General features: G+C 59.8%; 15 protein-coding genes and 5 tRNA genes. 14 read left to right on the top strand and 6 right to left on the bottom strand.

Translation table 11 applies throughout. From position 1 onward, the window contains the following. Positions 1-91: 91 nt before the first annotated feature. On the top strand, positions 92-775 hold the full coding sequence (locus GH656_RS08890; RefSeq protein WP_153075540.1) for a C40 family peptidase: 684 nt from the start codon (positions 92-94) through the stop codon (positions 773-775). A 154-nt stretch (positions 776-929) separates the two neighbouring features. Here GH656_RS08890 and GH656_RS08885 read toward each other — a convergent pair whose 3' ends face one another. Further along, positions 930-2021 (bottom strand): patatin-like phospholipase family protein, encoded by a 1092-nt coding sequence (locus GH656_RS08885; protein WP_153076616.1) that lies wholly within the window; start codon positions 2019-2021, stop codon positions 930-932. Positions 2022-2273: 252 nt separating this feature from the next. On the opposite strand from GH656_RS08885, the gene gltX reads away from it, so the two are divergent. From gltX to GH656_RS08850, 7 genes are all read left to right on the top strand, one after another. Next, positions 2274-3689, top strand: a complete 1416-nt coding sequence (gene gltX, locus GH656_RS08880) for a glutamate--tRNA ligase (protein ID WP_153075539.1) — start codon at positions 2274-2276, stop codon at positions 3687-3689. 121 nt (positions 3690-3810) lie between these two features. Beyond that, a tRNA-Ala gene (locus GH656_RS08875) sits at positions 3811-3886 on the top strand. 148 nt (positions 3887-4034) lie between these two features. Beyond that, positions 4035-4110 (top strand) — tRNA-Glu (locus tag GH656_RS08870). Between the two features lie 78 nt (positions 4111-4188). Next, positions 4189-4265: transfer RNA gene (locus GH656_RS08865), tRNA-Asp, on the top strand. A gap of 60 nt (positions 4266-4325) precedes the next feature. Further along, a tRNA-Glu gene (locus GH656_RS08860) sits at positions 4326-4401 on the top strand. 77 nt (positions 4402-4478) lie between these two features. Next, positions 4479-4555, top strand: a tRNA-Asp gene (locus tag GH656_RS08855). A gap of 196 nt (positions 4556-4751) precedes the next feature. Then, positions 4752-5228 (top strand): GNAT family N-acetyltransferase, encoded by a 477-nt coding sequence (locus GH656_RS08850; RefSeq protein WP_153075538.1) that lies wholly within the window; start codon positions 4752-4754, stop codon positions 5226-5228. Between the two features lie 213 nt (positions 5229-5441). On the opposite strand, the gene aceB is transcribed toward GH656_RS08850, so the two are convergent. Then, a complete protein-coding gene (aceB, locus tag GH656_RS08845; protein WP_153075537.1) occupies positions 5442-7028 on the bottom strand; it encodes a malate synthase A in 1587 nt (528 codons plus the stop codon). Positions 7029-7083: 55 nt separating this feature from the next. Beyond that, positions 7084-7890 carry a haloacid dehalogenase type II gene (locus GH656_RS08840; protein ID WP_153075536.1) on the bottom strand — a complete coding sequence of 269 codons (807 nt, stop codon included), beginning with the start codon at positions 7888-7890 and terminating at the stop codon, positions 7084-7086. A 184-nt stretch (positions 7891-8074) separates the two neighbouring features. Between GH656_RS08840 and GH656_RS08835 the strand changes: the two genes are divergently transcribed. Next, the gene (locus GH656_RS08835) at positions 8075-8977 is read left to right on the top strand and encodes a LysR family transcriptional regulator (RefSeq protein ID WP_153075535.1); all 903 of its coding nucleotides are present in this window, start codon (positions 8075-8077) and stop codon (positions 8975-8977) included. 178 nt (positions 8978-9155) lie between these two features. Continuing rightward, positions 9156-9590: a universal stress protein gene (locus GH656_RS08830; protein WP_153075534.1), complete on the top strand. Its 435-nt coding sequence runs from the start codon at positions 9156-9158 to the stop codon at positions 9588-9590. Between the two features lie 50 nt (positions 9591-9640). On the opposite strand, the gene aceA is transcribed toward GH656_RS08830, so the two are convergent. The 3 genes from aceA to GH656_RS08815 all read right to left on the bottom strand — a co-directional run bounded on the left by aceA (position 9641) and on the right by GH656_RS08815 (position 13778). Continuing rightward, on the bottom strand, positions 9641-10945 hold the full coding sequence (gene aceA, locus GH656_RS08825; RefSeq protein WP_153075533.1) for an isocitrate lyase: 1305 nt from the start codon (positions 10943-10945) through the stop codon (positions 9641-9643). Between the two features lie 518 nt (positions 10946-11463). Next, a complete protein-coding gene (locus GH656_RS08820; protein WP_153075532.1) occupies positions 11464-13077 on the bottom strand; it encodes a DEAD/DEAH box helicase in 1614 nt (537 codons plus the stop codon). Positions 13078-13508: 431 nt separating this feature from the next. Continuing rightward, entirely contained in the window at positions 13509-13778 is a 270-nt protein-coding gene (locus GH656_RS08815; RefSeq protein ID WP_153075531.1) for an acyl-CoA-binding protein, read from the bottom strand. Between the two features lie 218 nt (positions 13779-13996). Between GH656_RS08815 and tsaB the strand changes: the two genes are divergently transcribed. The 4 genes from tsaB (at position 13997) to GH656_RS08795 (ending at position 17571) form a co-directional block, all read left to right on the top strand. Then, positions 13997-14848, top strand: a complete 852-nt coding sequence (tsaB, locus tag GH656_RS08810; protein WP_153075530.1) for a tRNA (adenosine(37)-N6)-threonylcarbamoyltransferase complex dimerization subunit type 1 TsaB — start codon at positions 13997-13999, stop codon at positions 14846-14848. Positions 14849-15087: 239 nt separating this feature from the next. Then, entirely contained in the window at positions 15088-15552 is a 465-nt protein-coding gene (gene rimI / locus GH656_RS08805; protein WP_153076615.1) for a ribosomal protein S18-alanine N-acetyltransferase, read from the top strand. After that, positions 15539-16540: a uracil-DNA glycosylase gene (locus tag GH656_RS08800; protein ID WP_153075529.1), complete on the top strand. Its 1002-nt coding sequence runs from the start codon at positions 15539-15541 to the stop codon at positions 16538-16540. Before rimI ends, GH656_RS08800 begins: the two co-directional genes overlap by 14 nt. Further along, entirely contained in the window at positions 16540-17571 is a 1032-nt protein-coding gene (locus GH656_RS08795) for a DUF1853 family protein (RefSeq protein ID WP_153075528.1), read from the top strand. Before GH656_RS08800 ends, GH656_RS08795 begins: the two co-directional genes overlap by 1 nt. Positions 17572-17575: the final 4 nt, after the last annotated feature.

The raw sequence follows: 17575 nt of genomic DNA, 5'->3' as shown, positions 1-17575 counted from the left end.
TTCTATTTGTTTTGACAGTTGAATACTTACTGGCTAGTATCGACCGAACTTTTATCTAGATGCCTGATTTTTAGGGAAAATATACCGTCCGATGCAGTCAAAATATCTGACTAAAACTTGTGTTCGTGTAGTGGCTGGGATGTTTTTTAGCGTGTTGATAGCCGCAACTCCCAGTGCTTTCGCCGACGAAGTCAACAATTTCAGCCAAAGCGCAGCATATTCATCGGCCCCTGGGCTGGATGCTTCGCCTTCTTCAAGTTCTTTCCTCAGCAATGCGAGCAGCGCCACCTCTGGCAGCAGCGGCAGTGGCGCACGTTCGTTTCTGTCTGGCATGGCTGGCAAAGCGGGCGATGTCGTGGTGGGTGCGCTGGGGATGATCGGCGTGCGTTACCGCTGGGGCGGCAACACACCTGATTCAGGTCTGGATTGCAGCGGTTTTGTCCGCTATGTGTTTCAGGACACGCTTGGCATGGCGTTACCGCGCCGCGCTGAAGAAATGAGCCGCGTGGGCGAGAAGATCCGGATGAGCGAGCTTCAGCCTGGTGACCTGGTGTTCTTCAACACGATGCGCCGCACGTTTTCGCATGTCGGCATTTACATTGGGGATAACAAGTTCGTGCATTCGCCTTCTACGGGCAGCACGATTCGCGTGGATGAGCTCGATAGCGGCTACTGGGAAAAGCGTTTTACTGGTGCGCGCCGGATCGAAACCGCGTTTCCAGAAGCCCAGGATTTACGTCAGCGCGTGAACGCTACGATTCGCCGTAGTCAGTAATAGCATCCGTGGTCTGGCAGTCACGCTGAGTAGCGCTTCCAGCCGTTTCAGACAAACCCCGCTTCAACGTGAACAACGTGAAGCGGGGTTTTGTTTTATGGGGCTTTGACTGATCAATCACTCAGTCGCCGCACGCTCCGCGCATTTTTCCGCCTTAACTCGCCCGGCTGGCGGCCAGCTTGCGCTGTAATTCCGGCATGATTTTGGCCACGGCTTCTTCGCCAGCGAGGATTGCGGCATTGCGCTGACTGAAGTCGCTACCGCTCATTGCGGCCAGGTTGGGGCGGATCACGATATCGGCGTATTTGTCGAGTTCGTAGGTCTTGATGGTTTGGCCCATGATCGTGAAGGTCTGCATCAGCATATCGAACGAGCTTTGCGTCAACGCGCTTTCAGGCCGGGCTGAAATATCGACGGCGATGACGAAGTCCGCTCCCATCTTGCGTGCGAATGAAGCGGGTACCGGGCTGACCAGGCCGCCATCAACATACTCACGGCCGCCAATTTTCACGGGTTCAAAGATCGACGGCACGCTGCACGAAGCCCGCACTGCCACCCCGGTATTGCCACGCTGGAACAAAATTGGCTGGCCGGTTTTCAGATCGGTGGCGACGACGCCGAGCGGCTTGAGCATCTTTTCCAGCGGCCGGTTATTGAGCGTCGCATTCAGATAGTTTTGCAGCGCAATGCCCTGTAGAAAGCCGCGCGTGCGAAAGGGCATGGCCCAGTCGCTAATAGCCGCTTCATCCATCTTGAGTGCGAGCCGGTTCATCGTGAGGCCGCTCATGCCCGACGCGTACAGCGCGCCCACGACTGACCCGGCGCTGGTGCCGCTGATCAGATCAAGCGGGATATTGCGTGCTTCCAGCGCCTTGATGACACCGATATGGGCGAAGCCACGAGCCGCGCCGCCGCCGAGCGCCAGGCCAATGCGGATGGCGCGCGGCGGTTTGTTGCCGCTGGCGGGCGTGCCACTGGCTTTGGCTGGGGGCAGCTCGGCGCTGGCCTGACCAGTTGGGTTAGCCGGATTAACGGAATTAGAAGAATTAGAAGGTGAGCGGGTGAAGCTGCACGCGCTTAATACCGCAGACGCGACAGCAGAAGCGGCCGCGAATGAAAACGCGCGGCGGCTGGTAGTACCAGCAGGGGATGATTTCAACGAATTCTCCAGCGGCGAAACAAAACAAACAGAAGTAGCCTGGTGCTGTGCCGCGAGGGCGTATGCAGCGGGCGGCGCGCACATCATAAAGCAAAGCGTTGAACGCGCCAGCACGCGCGCCAGGCCTTGCGTCACGCCTTACGCCACGCCTTACGCCACGCCTGATGGCGGCCCCGCAGCCGGGTCCGCCGCAGGTATAATCCGCGTCTTGTTTTTGTCGTTGAGCCCATGCGCTGCCGTGGCTTGAGCTCCGCGCAGCCCCCTCTTGCCGCACCTGGCGATCCATGCCTTGAACGCCAGACACCGGCATGCCGCGTAATTGCCTTCGAGTAACCGTCCATGACCACCCCTGTCCGCACCCGTTTTGCTCCGAGCCCGACTGGCTTCATTCACCTCGGTAATATCCGCTCCGCGCTTTACCCTTGGGCGTTCGCGCGCAAGATGAAAGGCACCTTTGTGTTGCGGATCGAAGATACCGATGTCGAGCGCTCTACCGCTGTGTCGGTTGACGCGATTCTTGAGGGCATGGCGTGGCTGGGTCTCGATTTCGACGAGGGCCCGTTTTACCAGATGCAGCGCATGGAGCGTTACCGCGAAGTGCTGCGGCAAATGACAGAGCAAGGGCTGGTCTACCCGTGCTACATGTCGACGCAAGAGCTGGATGCGCTGCGCGAGCACCAGCGCCTCGCGGGGGAGAAGCCCCGTTATGACGGCACGTGGCGTCCGGAGCCAGGCAAGACACTTCCCGTGCCGCCCGCAGGGGTCGAACCCGTGCTGCGTTTTCGCAATCCGCTGACGGGCGTGGTGGCCTGGGACGATGCAGTCAAAGGGCACATTGAAATTTCCAACGAAGAACTGGACGACCTCGTGATCGCCCGCCCGGATGGCACGCCGACGTATAACTTCTGCGTCGTGGTCGACGATCTTGATATGCGCATCACACATGTGATTCGCGGTGATGACCACGTGAACAACACCCCGCGCCAGATCAATATCTTGCGAGCGCTGGGAGCCGAGCCGCCGGTGTATGCGCATTTGCCGACTGTGCTGAATGAGCAGGGCGAAAAGATGAGCAAGCGTCATGGCGCGATGAGCGTCACGGGATACCGCGACGCGGGTTATCTGCCAGAAGCCGTGTTGAACTATCTGGCGCGTCTGGGCTGGTCACATGGGGATGCTGAAATTTTCTCGCGGGACCAACTGGTTGAATGGTTTGACCTGGACCATCTGGGCAAATCGCCCGCGCAATACGATCACGACAAGCTCAACTGGCTGAATAGCCATTACATCAAGGTCGCTGATAACGAGCGTTTGACGAGCCTGACGCGGCCATTTTTAGTTGAACTGGGGGTGGATGAAGCGGCGCTGGCACCCGGTCAGGGCCCTGATCTGGTTGCGGTGGTGGCCTTGCTGAAAGACCGGGCGTCGACCTTGAAAGAAATCGCTGAAAACGCGCTGATGTTCTACCGCACGCCACAACCTGATGCTGAAGCACTGGCACAGCATTTGAGCGACGTCACGCGTCCCGCGCTGGCTGATCTGGCGGCAGCGCTCAAGCATGCTGAATGGAGCAAGGAAGGGATCGCGGCGGCGCTCAAGGCAACGCTGGCTACGCACAAGCTGAAGATGCCGCAACTGGCGATGCCCGTCCGGTTGCTGGTTGCGGGCACCACGCATACGCCATCCATCGACAGCGTGCTGCAGCTTTTTGGCCGCGAGGTTGCGGTAGGGCGGATCGAGCAGGCGTTGAGCTGAATCGGGCATTGGCCGGCATCAGCAGGGTCGCGCACGAAAAATGAAAAATTTACGTGCGCGGACTTCAAAGGGTATTTACAAAGTGTGAATTGCTCACTAGAATCTCGTTTCTGTTCTGCAAGGGGGTATAGCTCAGCTGGGAGAGCGCTTGCATGGCATGCAAGAGGTCAGCGGTTCGATCCCGCTTACCTCCACCACCAGAACAGGTTGCAGCGGTTTTTGAAGTTGGTTTTGTAGCAAAAAAAACTTCACAAGCCAGAGTAGAAAAGCTAGAATGGCGATCTTTGTTGTTAAGTGGTTTTAACAATAAATAACGGCGTTTTCTGCATATATCCGAAAGATTATGTCCCCTTCGTCTAGAGGCCTAGGACATCACCCTTTCACGGTGAGTACAGGGGTTCGAATCCCCTAGGGGACGCCAAACATCCGCATCGCCAATTATTTCCGGCCATGCAGCTTGCAAGAAAAGCCAACGCTTGCAAGCCATGATGTAGAAACTGGAGCGGTAGTTCAGTTGGTTAGAATACCGGCCTGTCACGCCGGGGGTCGCGGGTTCGAGTCCCGTCCGCTCCGCCAGATCAAGCCCGTTCATTATTGTCTGAGCGGGCTTTTTCTTTAAAAGAAGTACGTATTACTGTCCCCTTCGTCTAGAGGCCTAGGACATCACCCTTTCACGGTGAGTACAGGGGTTCGAATCCCCTAGGGGACGCCAGACATCCGCATCGCCAGTTATTTCGGCCGTGCAGCCTGCAAGAAAAGCCAACGCTTGCAAGCCATGATGCAAAAACTGGAGCGGTAGTTCAGTTGGTTAGAATACCGGCCTGTCACGCCGGGGGTCGCGGGTTCGAGTCCCGTCCGCTCCGCCAGATCAAAGCCTGCTTCGTGCTGCGAAGCAGGCTTTTTTATTGGCGAGTGCCTGACTATTCCTGTGGCGAAATTCAAGCTTGGCCCGGCGCAGCGCAAACTGCTCCGGCTCATCCCTGATCAAAAGCAAATAGCCATTGTCAGCACGGGCAAGCTACTTTACCGTTGAGCGCACTTCCTTTTCGTCGCTGCCGCATCATGCCCGATCCAGACGGTGCATTTTCTGCCACTGCCTCCCCTTGCTTGCTGCGTCAGGCCCGCGCCGAAGACTTCACGTTTGCCGAGGCGCTGACGCACGACAACATGTGTGGCTATTACCAGCGGCATCGCCTCGACTGGCGTAGCGATCTGTTCTTCGCCAGTTGGCGTGAATCAGAGAATTTCATTCTCGAAGTGGAGCACGCTCCAGTCGGTGTGCTACGGATTACCGAAGAGAACGGCTCACTGCATATCCGGGATCTGCAAATCGCACCGGTGTACCGGCGTCAGGGCGTGGGAACCTGGCTGCTTCACGTCGCGCATCAATGGGCGCGTGAGCGAGGTTTGCAGACCCTGCAACTGCGCGTGTTCGTGGACAATCCTGCCGCAGCGCTGTATCGCCGCATGGGCTACCGGCCTGTTGGGCCACGGCTCGCGCAACTGGGGGTGATCTGGCATATGTCGCGCCGCGTTTGAGTGCCGCGTGATTTTGCAGTGTCCGGGTCTACCGCCAGTCATGCTGTGTTCTTCCACGAAGACCCAAGACCCAAGACCCAAGACCCAAGACCCAAGACCCAAGACCCAAGACCCAAGACATAACGCCCCGCCAGACCGAAATCTGGCGGGGCGTTATGCGTTCGGGGGTAGCGGCGCGCGACGTTGATTTGCCGCTACCCGCCGCATGATGCGTTAAATCTCTTCGTACAGCGGCAGCGTCAGGAAGTCCGCGAATTTTTCAGACGTCGACATCGTTTCGAAGATCTGCGCGGCCCGCTGATAAGGGCGAATGTCACCCGCGATAACCGCGGTGATCTTGCCGAGCTCTTGCTGAATCAGCGCGCTGACCATTTCTGCGCTGACCTTGCGGCCGTCATCGAGCACGCCTTTCGGAGAGCGGATCCATTGCCACACTTGGGAGCGCGAAATTTCAGCGGTGGCGGCGTCTTCCATCAGGTTGTGAATCGGTACGCAGCCATTGCCCGCCAGCCAGGAACCCAGATAGTGAACCCCGACGTTGATGTTGTTGCGCAGGCCTGCTTCAGTGATGGGCGCTTCCGGGCGGAAGTCGAGCAGATCGCCTGCCGTGACTTGCACGTCGACGCGTTGCTTGCCGATCTGGTTGGGTTTGTCGCCCAGCACCTTGACGAATTCTTCCATTGCAATCGGCACGAGGCCTGGGTGTGCCACCCAGCCGCCGTCGTAGCCGTCTGTGGCGTCGCGCGCTTTGTCTGAGCGCACGCCGCTCATGGCTTTTTCGTTGGCTGCGGGATCGTTCTTGATCGGGATCAGCGCGCTCATACCGCCGATGGCGGGTGCCTGGCGTCGATGGCAGGTTTTGAGCAATTGCAGCGCGTAGGCCCGCATGAACGGCACTGTCATCGTGATCTGCGAGCGGTCGGCAAGACAGAAATCCTTGTCATTCCTGAACTTCTTGATGGCCGAGAAGATGTAGTCCCAGCGTCCAGCGTTCAGGCCCGAACTGTGCTCGCGCAACTCGTACAGGATTTCATCCATTTCGAATGCCGCGAGAATGGTCTCGATCAGCACGGTGGCGCGGATGGTGCCGCGTGGCAGGCCGAGCGCTTCCTGGGCGGCGATAAAAATGTCGTTCCACAAGCGTGCTTCAAGATGGCTTTCCATCTTTGGCAGATAGAAATACGGCCCCGAGCCGCGCGCCAGCAGTTCTTTGGCGTTATGAAACAGATACAGGGCGAAATCGAAAATACCGCCTGAAACGCGCTGGCTGTCGATCAACACATGCTTTTCGTCGAGATGCCAGCCGCGTGGACGGACGATCAGCGTGGCGGTGCGCTCGTTCAGGCGGTACGACTTGCCGTTTTGTTCGAGGGAAATCGTGCGGCGGACGGCGTCTTTCAGATTGAGATGGCCGGTGATCTGGTTGTCCCAGTTTGGCGCGTTCGAATCTTCGAAGTCGCTCATGTACGAATCCGCGCCGGAATTCAGCGCGTTGATGATCATTTTGCGTTCGACGGGCCCAGTGATCTCAACCCGGCGGCAGGTCAAATCGGCGGGGAGCGGGGCGATGTGCCAGTCGCTCTCACGAATCGCCTGGGTTTCGGTCAGAAAATCGGGCCGCTCGCCTGCGTCAAGGCGTTTGGTGCGCTCGTTACGCGCGGTGAGCAGGGCCTGACGGCGCGGCTCAAAAGCCCGGTGCAGTCTGGCAACAAAGGCCAGCGCTTCCGGGGTCAGGATTGTTTCAAAGCCGGGTTTGATGTCACCGGTAAGTTCCATGCCTTGCGGCAGTGTGTGCGCCATGATTTCTCCTTGGTCGGTCGGATGGCAATGGTGTGAATGTGGATGAAATGTATGGTCAGGGTTGCCGCTGGCTGCTGTCGCGTGCCTGCGTGGCAGCGCTACGTGAGCGGCCAGCACTGCGGCTGGAGAACGTGAAATTTTGCAGAAAAGGGCTTAAATCGTGCATCCCCTGGCCTGTGCCATGAAATGTCACGCCGAGCTCTTCCGGGCTGGCGTGCTGCCGGTTGATCCAGAACGTGGTGTAGCCAAACCAGGCTGCGCCCGCTGCGTTCCAGCCATTGGATGAGACAAACACGATCTCGCGTGCGGGCACGCCGCCAAAAGCCTGCGTGCCCAGCGCATAGACGGCGGGTGCGGGCTGGTAAGCCCGCACGGCATCCGCTGAGAGCACGTGGTCGAACAGGCCGGTCATGCCTGAGCTCTTGATGGCGATGTCGAGCATTTGCGGATTGCCATTCGATAGCAGCGCGAGCCTTGGGCTATCACCCGTTGCGTGGCGAGGCAACGTATCGCGTAACTGGCGCAGCGCGGGCAGGGCATCAGGAAAGGCCGAGAGGCACGCGTATTCGTCCATCAAGCGCTTTTGCCCCTGATGCCCGAGGCTCAGGCCCAGCGTGTGGGCGGCGAAGCGGAGGGCGTCGAGCGTGATGTTCCAGAACGGCTGGTAATGCGTGCCAGCCGGGTCGGCCAGCGTGCGCAAATGGGTGTATTCGATTTGCTTGTGACGCCATAACTGCGAGAGCGCGTCACCTTGGCCCGGGAACATCTGCTCCGCCGCGGCCACCACCGAATGCACGTCAAACAGCGTGCCGTAAGCGTCGAAAATAATGGCTTTGGGCACGAGTGCCGTGGTGGCGGACATTGCCATATGCTCCCAGATGAAAGTCATGGCGGATTGTATTAGTGATCGTGTACGCTAAAAAAGTCTTTAATCATCACTTGATCTTTTACTTTCATCAACCTAATCTGGCGGGCGAATTTTGCCGCACGCTGTGGTTGTTCTTCTGCGCCTTCTTTTTTGTTTTGGCCCGTGCCGGGTTATTGCCATGGATCGTTTCAAGCAAATCGAGACTTTCGTCGCGGTCGCCGCCCGTGGCAGTTTGTCGGCTGCGGCGCAGGCCGAGGGCGTGGCACCGGCCATCATCGGGCGGCGGATCGACGCGCTGGAAGAGCGTCTGGGCGTCAAGCTGCTGCTGCGCACCACGCGCAAGCTCACCTTGACCTTCGAAGGCTCGGCGTTTCTTGAGGATTGCCAGCGCATCATTCACGAAATGCACAATGCCGAAGCCAGCGTGTCGGCCGGTGGCGTGAAGGCCAGTGGTCATTTGCGCGTGTCGGCTCCCGCAGGCTTTGGACGACGCCATGTCGCGCCGCTGGTGCCCGCGTTTACCGCTGCGCATCCTGATGTGTCGCTCACGCTGGATTTATCGGATCGCACGGTCGATCTGGTGAACGAAGGGTTTGATTGCGCGGTGCGTCTGGGGGCGTTGCCGGATTCGTCGCTGGTGTCGTTGCGCCTCGGAGAAAACCGCCGGGTGTGCGTGGCGTCGCCGGATTATCTGGCGCGCCGGGGGGCACCCGTGACACTCGCTGATCTGGCGCAGCATAACTGCCTGGCGCTGGGGGCCAGCGCCAACCAGCAACGCGGCTGGACTTTTCAGCACGAGGGAAAAACCGTGTCGATCAAGGTCTCTGGCACGATGGAGTGCTCTGATGGCGCAGTGCTGCACGAGTGGTGTCTCGGGGGCTATGGGCTGGCCTGGCGTTCGTGGTGGGAAGTCGGCAGCGATATCGCAGCCGGGCGGCTGGTTAGTGTGCTGGATGATTTCGCCGCGCCACCGGTCGGAATTCATGCGGTGTTTCCCCAGCGGCGTCATTTGCCACTGCGCGTGCGCTTGTTGCTGGATTTTCTGAAACATACATATGGCCGCTCCGGCTACTGGGGCTAACGGGTTGAGCAGGATTAAGCGCAGACTGCACATGCGGGCAAGAGGGGGCAGCAACGTGCGGGGTAGCGGCGGGATACTGGCCAGATCAGGCACAGCGAAACAGCTGGAAAGCGAAAAAATTAAAAGACTTAACGAGGTAACGGTGTAATGGCGTAGCGGCCGCTAACGGGAGGGCATCATGTTCAAGCACATTCTGGTTCCGACGGATGGTTCTGATCTGTCACAAAAGGCGATTGACGGGGCGATTGATCTGGCGCGCACCGTGGGCGCGCGAATTACCGCTTACGCCTGTCTGCCGCAGTATCCGTATGCGTCGTTTTCTGAGGTGGTGATTGAGCCGCCGGTTGATTTTCAGGCACGCAGTGAAAATGAGGCGCGGCAGCATTTACGTCAGATTGAGGATGCGGCGCAACTGGCGGGTGTCGCTTGTGAGAGTGTCACGAGCGTGCATCCTGCGCCGTATCTGGGGATTATCGAAGCCGCTGAGCAACGCGGCTGCGATGTGATTCTGATGGCTTCGCATGGGCGGCGCGGGCTGGGCAGCCTGCTGATTGGCAGCGAAACCCAGCGTGTGCTGACCCACACTCAAATCCCGGTGATTGTCTACCGCTAGGCGGCACGCCGGAGCTTATCGGGCTCCGGTGCGGCCGCGCCAAGCGGCTTTCAGGAGATTTTCCGCTCGAAGAACTGTTCATCTTCGGTCGAACCATGCAGCGCGGTGGTTGACGCATCGCGCTCCACCGTTTGCGTGACGGCATCGAAATACCCGGTGCCCACTTCCCGTTGATGCTTGACGGCGGTAAAGCCTTTTTCCGCCGCAGCAAATTCAGCTTGCTGCATTTCGACGAACGCGCTCATCTGCGTGCGGGCATAGCCGTGTGCCAGATTGAACATCGAGTAATTCAGTGCGTGGAAGCCTGCTAGCGTGATGAACTGGAACTTGTAGCCCATCGCGCCCAGCTCGCGCTGGAACCTGGCGATGGTGGCATCGTCGAGATTTTTCTTCCAGTTAAACGACGGCGAGCAGTTGTACGACAGCATCTTGCCTGGAAACTGCTTGTGAATCGCTTCGGCAAATTGCCTCGCGTATTCGAGGTCTGGCTTGCCGGTTTCGCACCAGATCAGATCGGCATAGGGCGAGTATGCCAGGCCGCGTGAAATCGCCTGTTCGAGACCTGGCCTCGTGCGATAAAAACCTTCGATCGTGCGCTCGCCTGTCAAAAACGGCTTGTCGTTGTCGTCGATATCGGAGGTGATGAGGTCGGCGGCTTCGGCGTCGGTGCGGGCGATGAGCAGGGTTGGTGTGCCGCAGACATCTGCCGCGAGGCGTGCGGCAGTGAGCTTGGCGATGTTTTCACGGGTGGGCACCAGAACCTTGCCGCCCATGTGGCCGCATTTTTTCACGGAAGCCAGCTGATCTTCGAAGTGCACGCCTGCGGCACCGGCTTCAATCATGGCCTTCATCAGTTCGAACGCATTCAGCACGCCGCCAAAGCCTGCTTCGGCATCCGCGACAATCGGTGCGAAGAAATCGGTGTAACCCTCGTCGCCGGGATTTTTGCCTTCAGACCACTGAATCTGGTCCGCCCGAGTCAGCGTGTTGTTGATCCGCTTGACCACCAGCGGCACTGAATTGGCTGGGTACAGCGACTGGTCCGGATACATCTCACCGGCGACATTGGCGTCGCCCGCCACCTGCCAGCCTGACAGATAGATCGCCTTGAGCCCGGCCTTGACCTGCTGCATGGCCTGATTGCCGGTCAAGGCTCCCAGCGCATTGACGAAGGGTTCATCGCGCACCAGTTCCCAGAGCTTTTGCGCACCGCGTTTAGCGAGGGTGTGCTCGACTGGCACGGAGCCACGCAAACGAACGACATCGGCGGCGCTGTAGCTGCGTGTGACACCTTTCCAGCGTGGATCGGTGGCCCATTGTTGCTGGAGTTGCTCGGCTTGCTGTTGACGTGACATGGTGTGCTCCGTGGATGACCTAAAAGGTAAAAAATCCGGACTCGGGTGCCGCAGCCTCTGCGGTGACGGGTGTCGTGGGTGTTTCGTGAAGTCTTGTATAAGAGTCTAGGTATCCCGGTGAGGCGCAAACAGCCCCTAAAGGCATTTTTCAGGATATTTTTAATTTTTTTAAATCAATGAGTTGATTGTTATTTTTCATAATAAGAAATAACATTTCTTCTGCTGCAAGTGATGCTCTTGTGCCACGCAACATGGCTTTTTACGAAGCAAAAGAATTTTCCACATCGTGAAATTTGGCGCTGAGCCAAATATTGCTTCGCCGCGCGGTAGCGCCAAACAAAAAAGAAAGACGAAAAAAAACCGCTTTGCACCGAAGTGCAGAGCGGTTTCTGGCTGGCCAGGTGGCTGGCGGAGGTTTCGTGTTGTGAAACTCCGCTGCCACTGCTGGCCCTGCAAGCTCGTTTCAGATCAGAACGGGCTTGTTTGCCTGTTGCGGGTCAACGCATCGGGACGGGCGATTAGCTGCCGCGACGTGCGGTACGCGGACCATCGCTGCGGCGTGCGCCGTAGCCATCGCGTGAACCACCCGTGCCTGATGGCTTGCCGCTCCAGCCGCCGCCACCACCTGCGGGCTTGCTGCCGCCACCGGTGCCGCCGCCGCTACCAAAGCGCCGGCCACCACCACCCGCGCCACCACCTGGACGGCCACGGCCGCCGCCGAAACCGCCGCGACCACCGGTCGATGCTGTTTTGCGCGGCTCGAAACCGACCACCACATTCACTGCCAGCGGTGTGCGGACAAAACGCTCGATGCGTTTGAGCGCACCTTGCTCAGCGTGATGCACGAGGCTGACGGCGATACCCGAGCGGCCAGCACGGCCAGTCCGGCCAATACGGTGGACGTAGTCTTCTGCAAATTTCGGCAGATCGTAGTTGAACACGTGGGTGATGCCAGGAATGTCGATACCGCGCGCGGCCACATCGGTTGCCACCAGCACGCGCACTTTGCGTTCACGCAGCGCACGAATGGTGCGGTTACGCGCGCCTTGCGGCAGATCGCCATGCAGTGCCGCTGATTCGAAACCAGCATCTGCCAGACGGCCAGCTAACTGGTCGGCGTCGTTTTTGGTCGCGGTGAACACGATGGCTTGATCGAGCGCTGCATCACGCAGCAGATGGTCGAGCAGACGGTCTTTGTGATCGCGGTCATCCACGTAATGCACGGTTTGCGCGATATTCGTGCGCTGCTCAAGGCGCTGCACGATTTCGATGCGTTCCGGGTCTTTCAGCAGACGGCCTGTCAGCGAACTGATCTTGCCGTCGAGCGTGGCTGAGAACAACATCGTCTGACGCGAAGCCGGTGTAGCGGCCACGATGGTTTCGATATCGTCGATGAAGCCCATGTCGAGCATCCGGTCGGCTTCGTCGAGCACGAGAATCTGCAGTTGCGACAGGTCAATCCGGCCGCGTTCCAGGTGATCGAGCAGACGGCCAGGCGTGGCCACGAGGATTTCAGGGTTTTTTGCCAGCAGCATCAGCTGCTGGCCATAAGCGACGCCGCCGAGAATGCTGACGGTGCGCAGGCGCTTCAGGTGCTTGCCGTAGGTCGATGCGGCGGTGGTGACTTGCATTGCCAGTTCGCGCGTTGGCGTCAGAACCAGCAGGCTTGGGCGTGCCACCGGCTGAGGACGGCGCACACGGCTGCCGGCTGCATCACGCGGTTCACGCGGCTGGCTGGCCTGGGTTTTCTGCAACTGGGCGAAACGTTCGATGGCAGGCAGCATGAAGGCCGCCGTTTTGCCCGAGCCGGTTGGGCTGGACACCATCAGGTCACGGCCCGAGATAGCCGCGGGAATAGCGCGTTGCTGTACTGGGGTTGGATGCTGATAACCGGCGGCTGTTAGCGCAGAAACGATTTCTGGCGACAGGCCAAGCGCGGCAAAGGTTGGGCCTTCCTGCACAACAGCAGGGGCGGTTTCAGTTTGGGGGGCTTCAGGCGTCACTGCGGCGCTAGCCGTGACAGTGATGGTAGCCGCTTCAGCCGCGACCGCAGCCGTAGCAGCTGGGATTTCGAGACCGAGAACTTGATCGGCGATGGAATTCAGCGGGCTGGAGGTATTGCTCGATGTCATAAGAATCCTTGGAACACAGGGAATAAAACGTCGGCGCCAATCGGCATACCCAAGTCGTCGGATTCAGCGAGCAAAACAGCAGCGAGCAAATCGAAAAACGGGGGCAACTCGCAACAAAACAAGGCTGGCGAGTTTTTAGTTAGAAGCTGTATCGGATGCAACATGCCAACGTGGCGTGCTGCTATGCCTGGTATCGAACTGGCCGTAAAGGCCGGGGCAGGAGGGGACAGTTTCTGAACTGGATTGGAGCAAAACGCTACGGGGCGCCGCGCCGCGAAAGCCGTTTGTTAATGCATTGCTACCGGCAGTAAGCAGAGTAAAGCGCAGGCCGCATTGTAGTGGGTTTTGCTGCACTGCGCCACTTTTTTAAGATTATTCCTGGGAATTCGAGAGGGTATTCGGTAAGACTTAAGACAGCGAATCAGACAGGCTCACGCTGCCGTGCCGTTCTTCAGGGATTCGACCAGTGCGATGTATTGCTGCTTCGCTGTATCTGGCGCGGTGCCTTTGAGCGCGGCCCACGCATCGTATTTATATTTGCCGACGATATCGGTGAAGCCTGGTTTGTCGCCCTGGACGTCGCCTTCGCTGCCTTGCTTGAAGAGCGCATACAGGCGCAGCAGCGTTAGGTTGCCGGGACGTTCCGCTAGTTGCTTGACATCTTCCTGGGCTTGGGTGAACTGGGTCGTGAGGTCGCTCATGGGGGTTTCCGTGGGGTTTTCGTGCGTGGGTTGGGGGCGAGCGGGCGATCATAGCAAGCGCGCCTGCTTTGCGGGCTGGAGCGATTCTTCCAGTGTGCAGCGTAGGGGCCGGCACGCGGTATGCCGAGGGCGAAAACCCCGGCCGTGCGGCAAAAACCTTGGGGCCACATCAGCGGTTGAGCGGTAGCGCGGCGAAACCGCGCATTACAATAGCGCCCATGACCGAAACCGTGCTGCTTGCCCTCGATACCTCGACTGAATTCTGTTCAGTTGCCCTCCTTAGCGCGGCGTCTGTGCCCGCTTCTGTCTCTTCTTCTGCTTCTGCTTCGGCCCCGTCTGCCTCATCTGCCTCGTCCATCATTTCCGCTGCTGCGCCAGTGCGTCTGTGGGTGCGCCATGAGGCCACAGGCGCGGTGTCCAGCGCCCGTTTGCTGCCCGCTATCCGTGAATTGTTCGATGAAGCGGGTTTGCCGCTTCAGGCCTGCCAGGCGGTGGCGTTTGGCGCGGGGCCTGGTTCATTCACCGGCTTGCGCACCGCGACCGGTGTGGCGCAAGGGCTGGCGTTTGGGCTGGGTTGTCCTGTGGTGCCGATTAGTACGCTGATGGTGTGCGCTGAAAGTGCGCGTCTGCGTGACGCTGCTGCAACGCGGGTGCTGGTGGCGCTGGATGCGCGCATGGACGAAGTGTATTGGGCCGATTACGCGTGGTGCAGCGTATCGGGCGAATGGCTGATACGGCATGCCGCTGCGCTCGACGCGCCCGATCAACTGCCACTGCCGGACACGCCTTTCACCCTGGCGGGCAATGCCGCGGGGGTGTTTGGTTCGCGTTTGAGTGTCGCGGCGCAGGCCCGTCAGGTGGATCACGCTGCGCTGCCGCATGCGCAGCCGCTGGCGCTGGCGGCTTTGCGTGCGTGGCGCGCAGGACGCACGCTGCCAGCAGCGCAGGCGATGCCTGACTACGTGCGCAACAAGGTTGCGCAGACCACCGCCGAGCGCACCGCGACGAAAGCTGGACAAGCGCTGGCGCGAGACGCTGACGAACGCTCAGCGGGAAGGGGCGAAAAGTGATTGAGGGGCGCGGCGAAGGACATAGCGAAGGACATAGCGAAGGACACGGCGAAGGACACGGCGAAGGACACGGCGAAGGACACGGCGAAGGACACAGCGAAGGACACAGCGAAGGACACAGCGAAGGACACAGCGAAGGACACGGCGAAGGACACGGCGAAGGACACGGCGAAGGACACGGCGAAGGACACAGCGAAGGACATAGCGAAGGACACAGCGAAGGGCTCGCCGACCGTTACATGCAGGCGATGAGCATGGATGATCTCGCGGAGGTCACAGCGATTGAAGCCGCCGCGTATGAGTTTCCGTGGAGCCGGGGTAATTTCGAAGATTCGCTGCGGCACGGCTATTACGGCATGTGCTTGCGCCACGTGACGGGCACCTTGCTGGGCTATTGCGTGCTGATGCCGGTGGTCGACGAAATGCATTTACTGAATCTTTGCGTGGCACCTGCTGTGCAGCGCGCGGGCAGCGGTCTTTTCTTGCTCAGCGAAGCGCTGCGCTTTACCGGCAGCCAACGGTTTGCCAGTGTGTTGCTCGAAGTGCGTCCGTCCAATCACGCAGCGCTTCGGCTCTATGAACGTGCTGGTTTTGTTGTGATCGGCCGGCGTAAAAACTACTATCCGGCCCAGCATCACACCCGGGAGGACGCCATCGTGATGCGTTATTCATTTACCAGGGAGAACGCCGATGGCGTTGCATGAATCTGCGCTGGAAGAGCTAGGGCTCGCGCCGCTATGGGTGCGGCGTGGTAGCGAGCCTGTTTTGGCTGAGACGGGGGGGGATGCCGCGTCTCACGTCGAGGCTCTGACGGCACCTCAGCAGCAGCTTGCTGGTGCCGCGTCCGTGCACCAGAGGCTCGCCACGCAAGGGCCAGAGTCAACCTCGATGCCAGCCGCTGAGCGCGTTTCGCGCGAGGTGATGACGGCAGCACCGGCAGCGCAAGAGGACGAAGCGGGCGATTTCGCATGGTTTGACGATTTGCCCACGACGCGGCCAACAGCCGCACCGCGCGCTGGAGCTGATGCGGTGTCAGGGCCTGGGTCGGCGTCATTGTCTACGCCTACGCCTATGCCGTTGGCGGCACCATCCCCGCTAACCGCGCCATCGTCAGTGGCCATGCTTGACTGGGACGCGCTGAGCCAGCGGGTGGCTCATTGCGAAGACTGCCGTCTGTGCGAAAAGCGCCGCAATACGGTATTTGGCGTGGGGGATCGCCACGCAGACTGGATGCTCGTGGGTGAAGCGCCTGGCGAGAACGAAGACCGTCTGGGCGAGCCGTTTGTCGGTCAGGCGGGCAAGCTGCTCGACAGCATGTTGCAGGCGCTGGCGCTTGAGCGGCAGAGCAACGTCTACATAGCGAATGTCATCAAATGCCGCCCGCCTGGCAACCGCAATCCTGAACCCGATGAAGTCGCCCGTTGCGAGCCGTATCTGCAGCGTCAGGTGGCGCTGGTGCAGCCAAAGCTGATCGTCGCGTTTGGCCGTTTTGCGGCGCAAACGCTATTACGCAGCACGGCCAGCATCGCGTCGCTGCGTGGCCGGGTGCATGAATACGAAGGGGTGCCGGTGATCGTTACCTATCACCCGGCGTACTTGTTGCGCAGCTTGCCCGACAAGGCCCGGGCGTGGCAGGACTTGTGCCTGGCGCGCGCCACCTGGCGTGATGCGCTGACTGAGGCCAGCGTCTAATGGCCACGGCCGGGCCGGTAGCGCCTGGCGCACCAGCGGAGGGACGGCTGGTGACGGAACGGGCGGCTGGGTTTGACGCATGGGATATGTGGGATGCATGGGATGCGTGGCGCGCGCCGCAGGTGCGCGATCTGGCATGGCTGTTGTTTAGTCCAGGTTTGCTGCGCTCACCTGCTGCCAGTCTGACCCCTCTCTTTGAAACACCCGCCGAAGCCGCTGCGGCCCGCCGCTGGTTGCAGGCGCTTGAAGTGTCCGGTGCCACGGGCGCGGCAGAACTACAACAGCACCTTGAAGCGGCACGGGTGTCGCGGCTTGGGCGTTACGCCGAGTTTCTGCTGGCCTGGTATCTGAAACACGGGCCTGGAGCGCGTCTAGTCGCGGCAAACGTGACGTTGCGGCGCGGCGGCGTGACTTTGGGCGAGTGTGATTTTCTGGTGCAAATGCAGTCAGGCGAGCGGCAGCATTGGGAGCTGGCGGTCAAATGCTATCTGCATGTCGAGACCGGACGCGCGCAACTGATGGATTATGTCGGCCCGAATTTGCAAGACCGCTTTGACCGTAAGCTGACGCATTTGCTGGAGCACCAGTTGCCGCTCAGCGCCCGCGCCGAATTCGCCGCTCTTGGCTATCGCGGGCCCTGGGTTCAACGGATGCGGGTGCATGGCTGGTTGTTTTATTACCGGGGCGTGCCGTGCGGCTACCCGGAATCCATTAATCCTGAGCACGCCCGGGGCTGGTGGATCACTCGTGCTGAATGGCCTGCATGGGCGGCGGCTCATGCGGGCCATTGGCGCGTCTTGCGCCGCCTCGAATGGCTCGCGCCCCGGTGTTATGCGCATGCGGCAGCCAGTGAGGCTGAAGTGAGCGTGACCGATAGCGACGCGTTAGCCCTGCATTTCGTGCAGCACGCTGGCCCGACCATGGTGGCTGTTTTCGGGGTGGACGATACCGGCCGCGAGATCGAACACTCACGCGGCTTTGTCGTGGCGGATGACTGGCCGGACAAGGCGCGGGCGTTTGCGCAGTCGTGAGGCG

The organism is Paraburkholderia bonniea (genome assembly GCF_009455625.1).
Lineage (GTDB): Bacteria > Pseudomonadota > Gammaproteobacteria > Burkholderiales > Burkholderiaceae > Paraburkholderia > Paraburkholderia bonniea.
The sequence above is the reverse complement of the archived record's forward strand: the minus strand, read 5'-3'. Positions and strand labels throughout refer to the sequence as shown.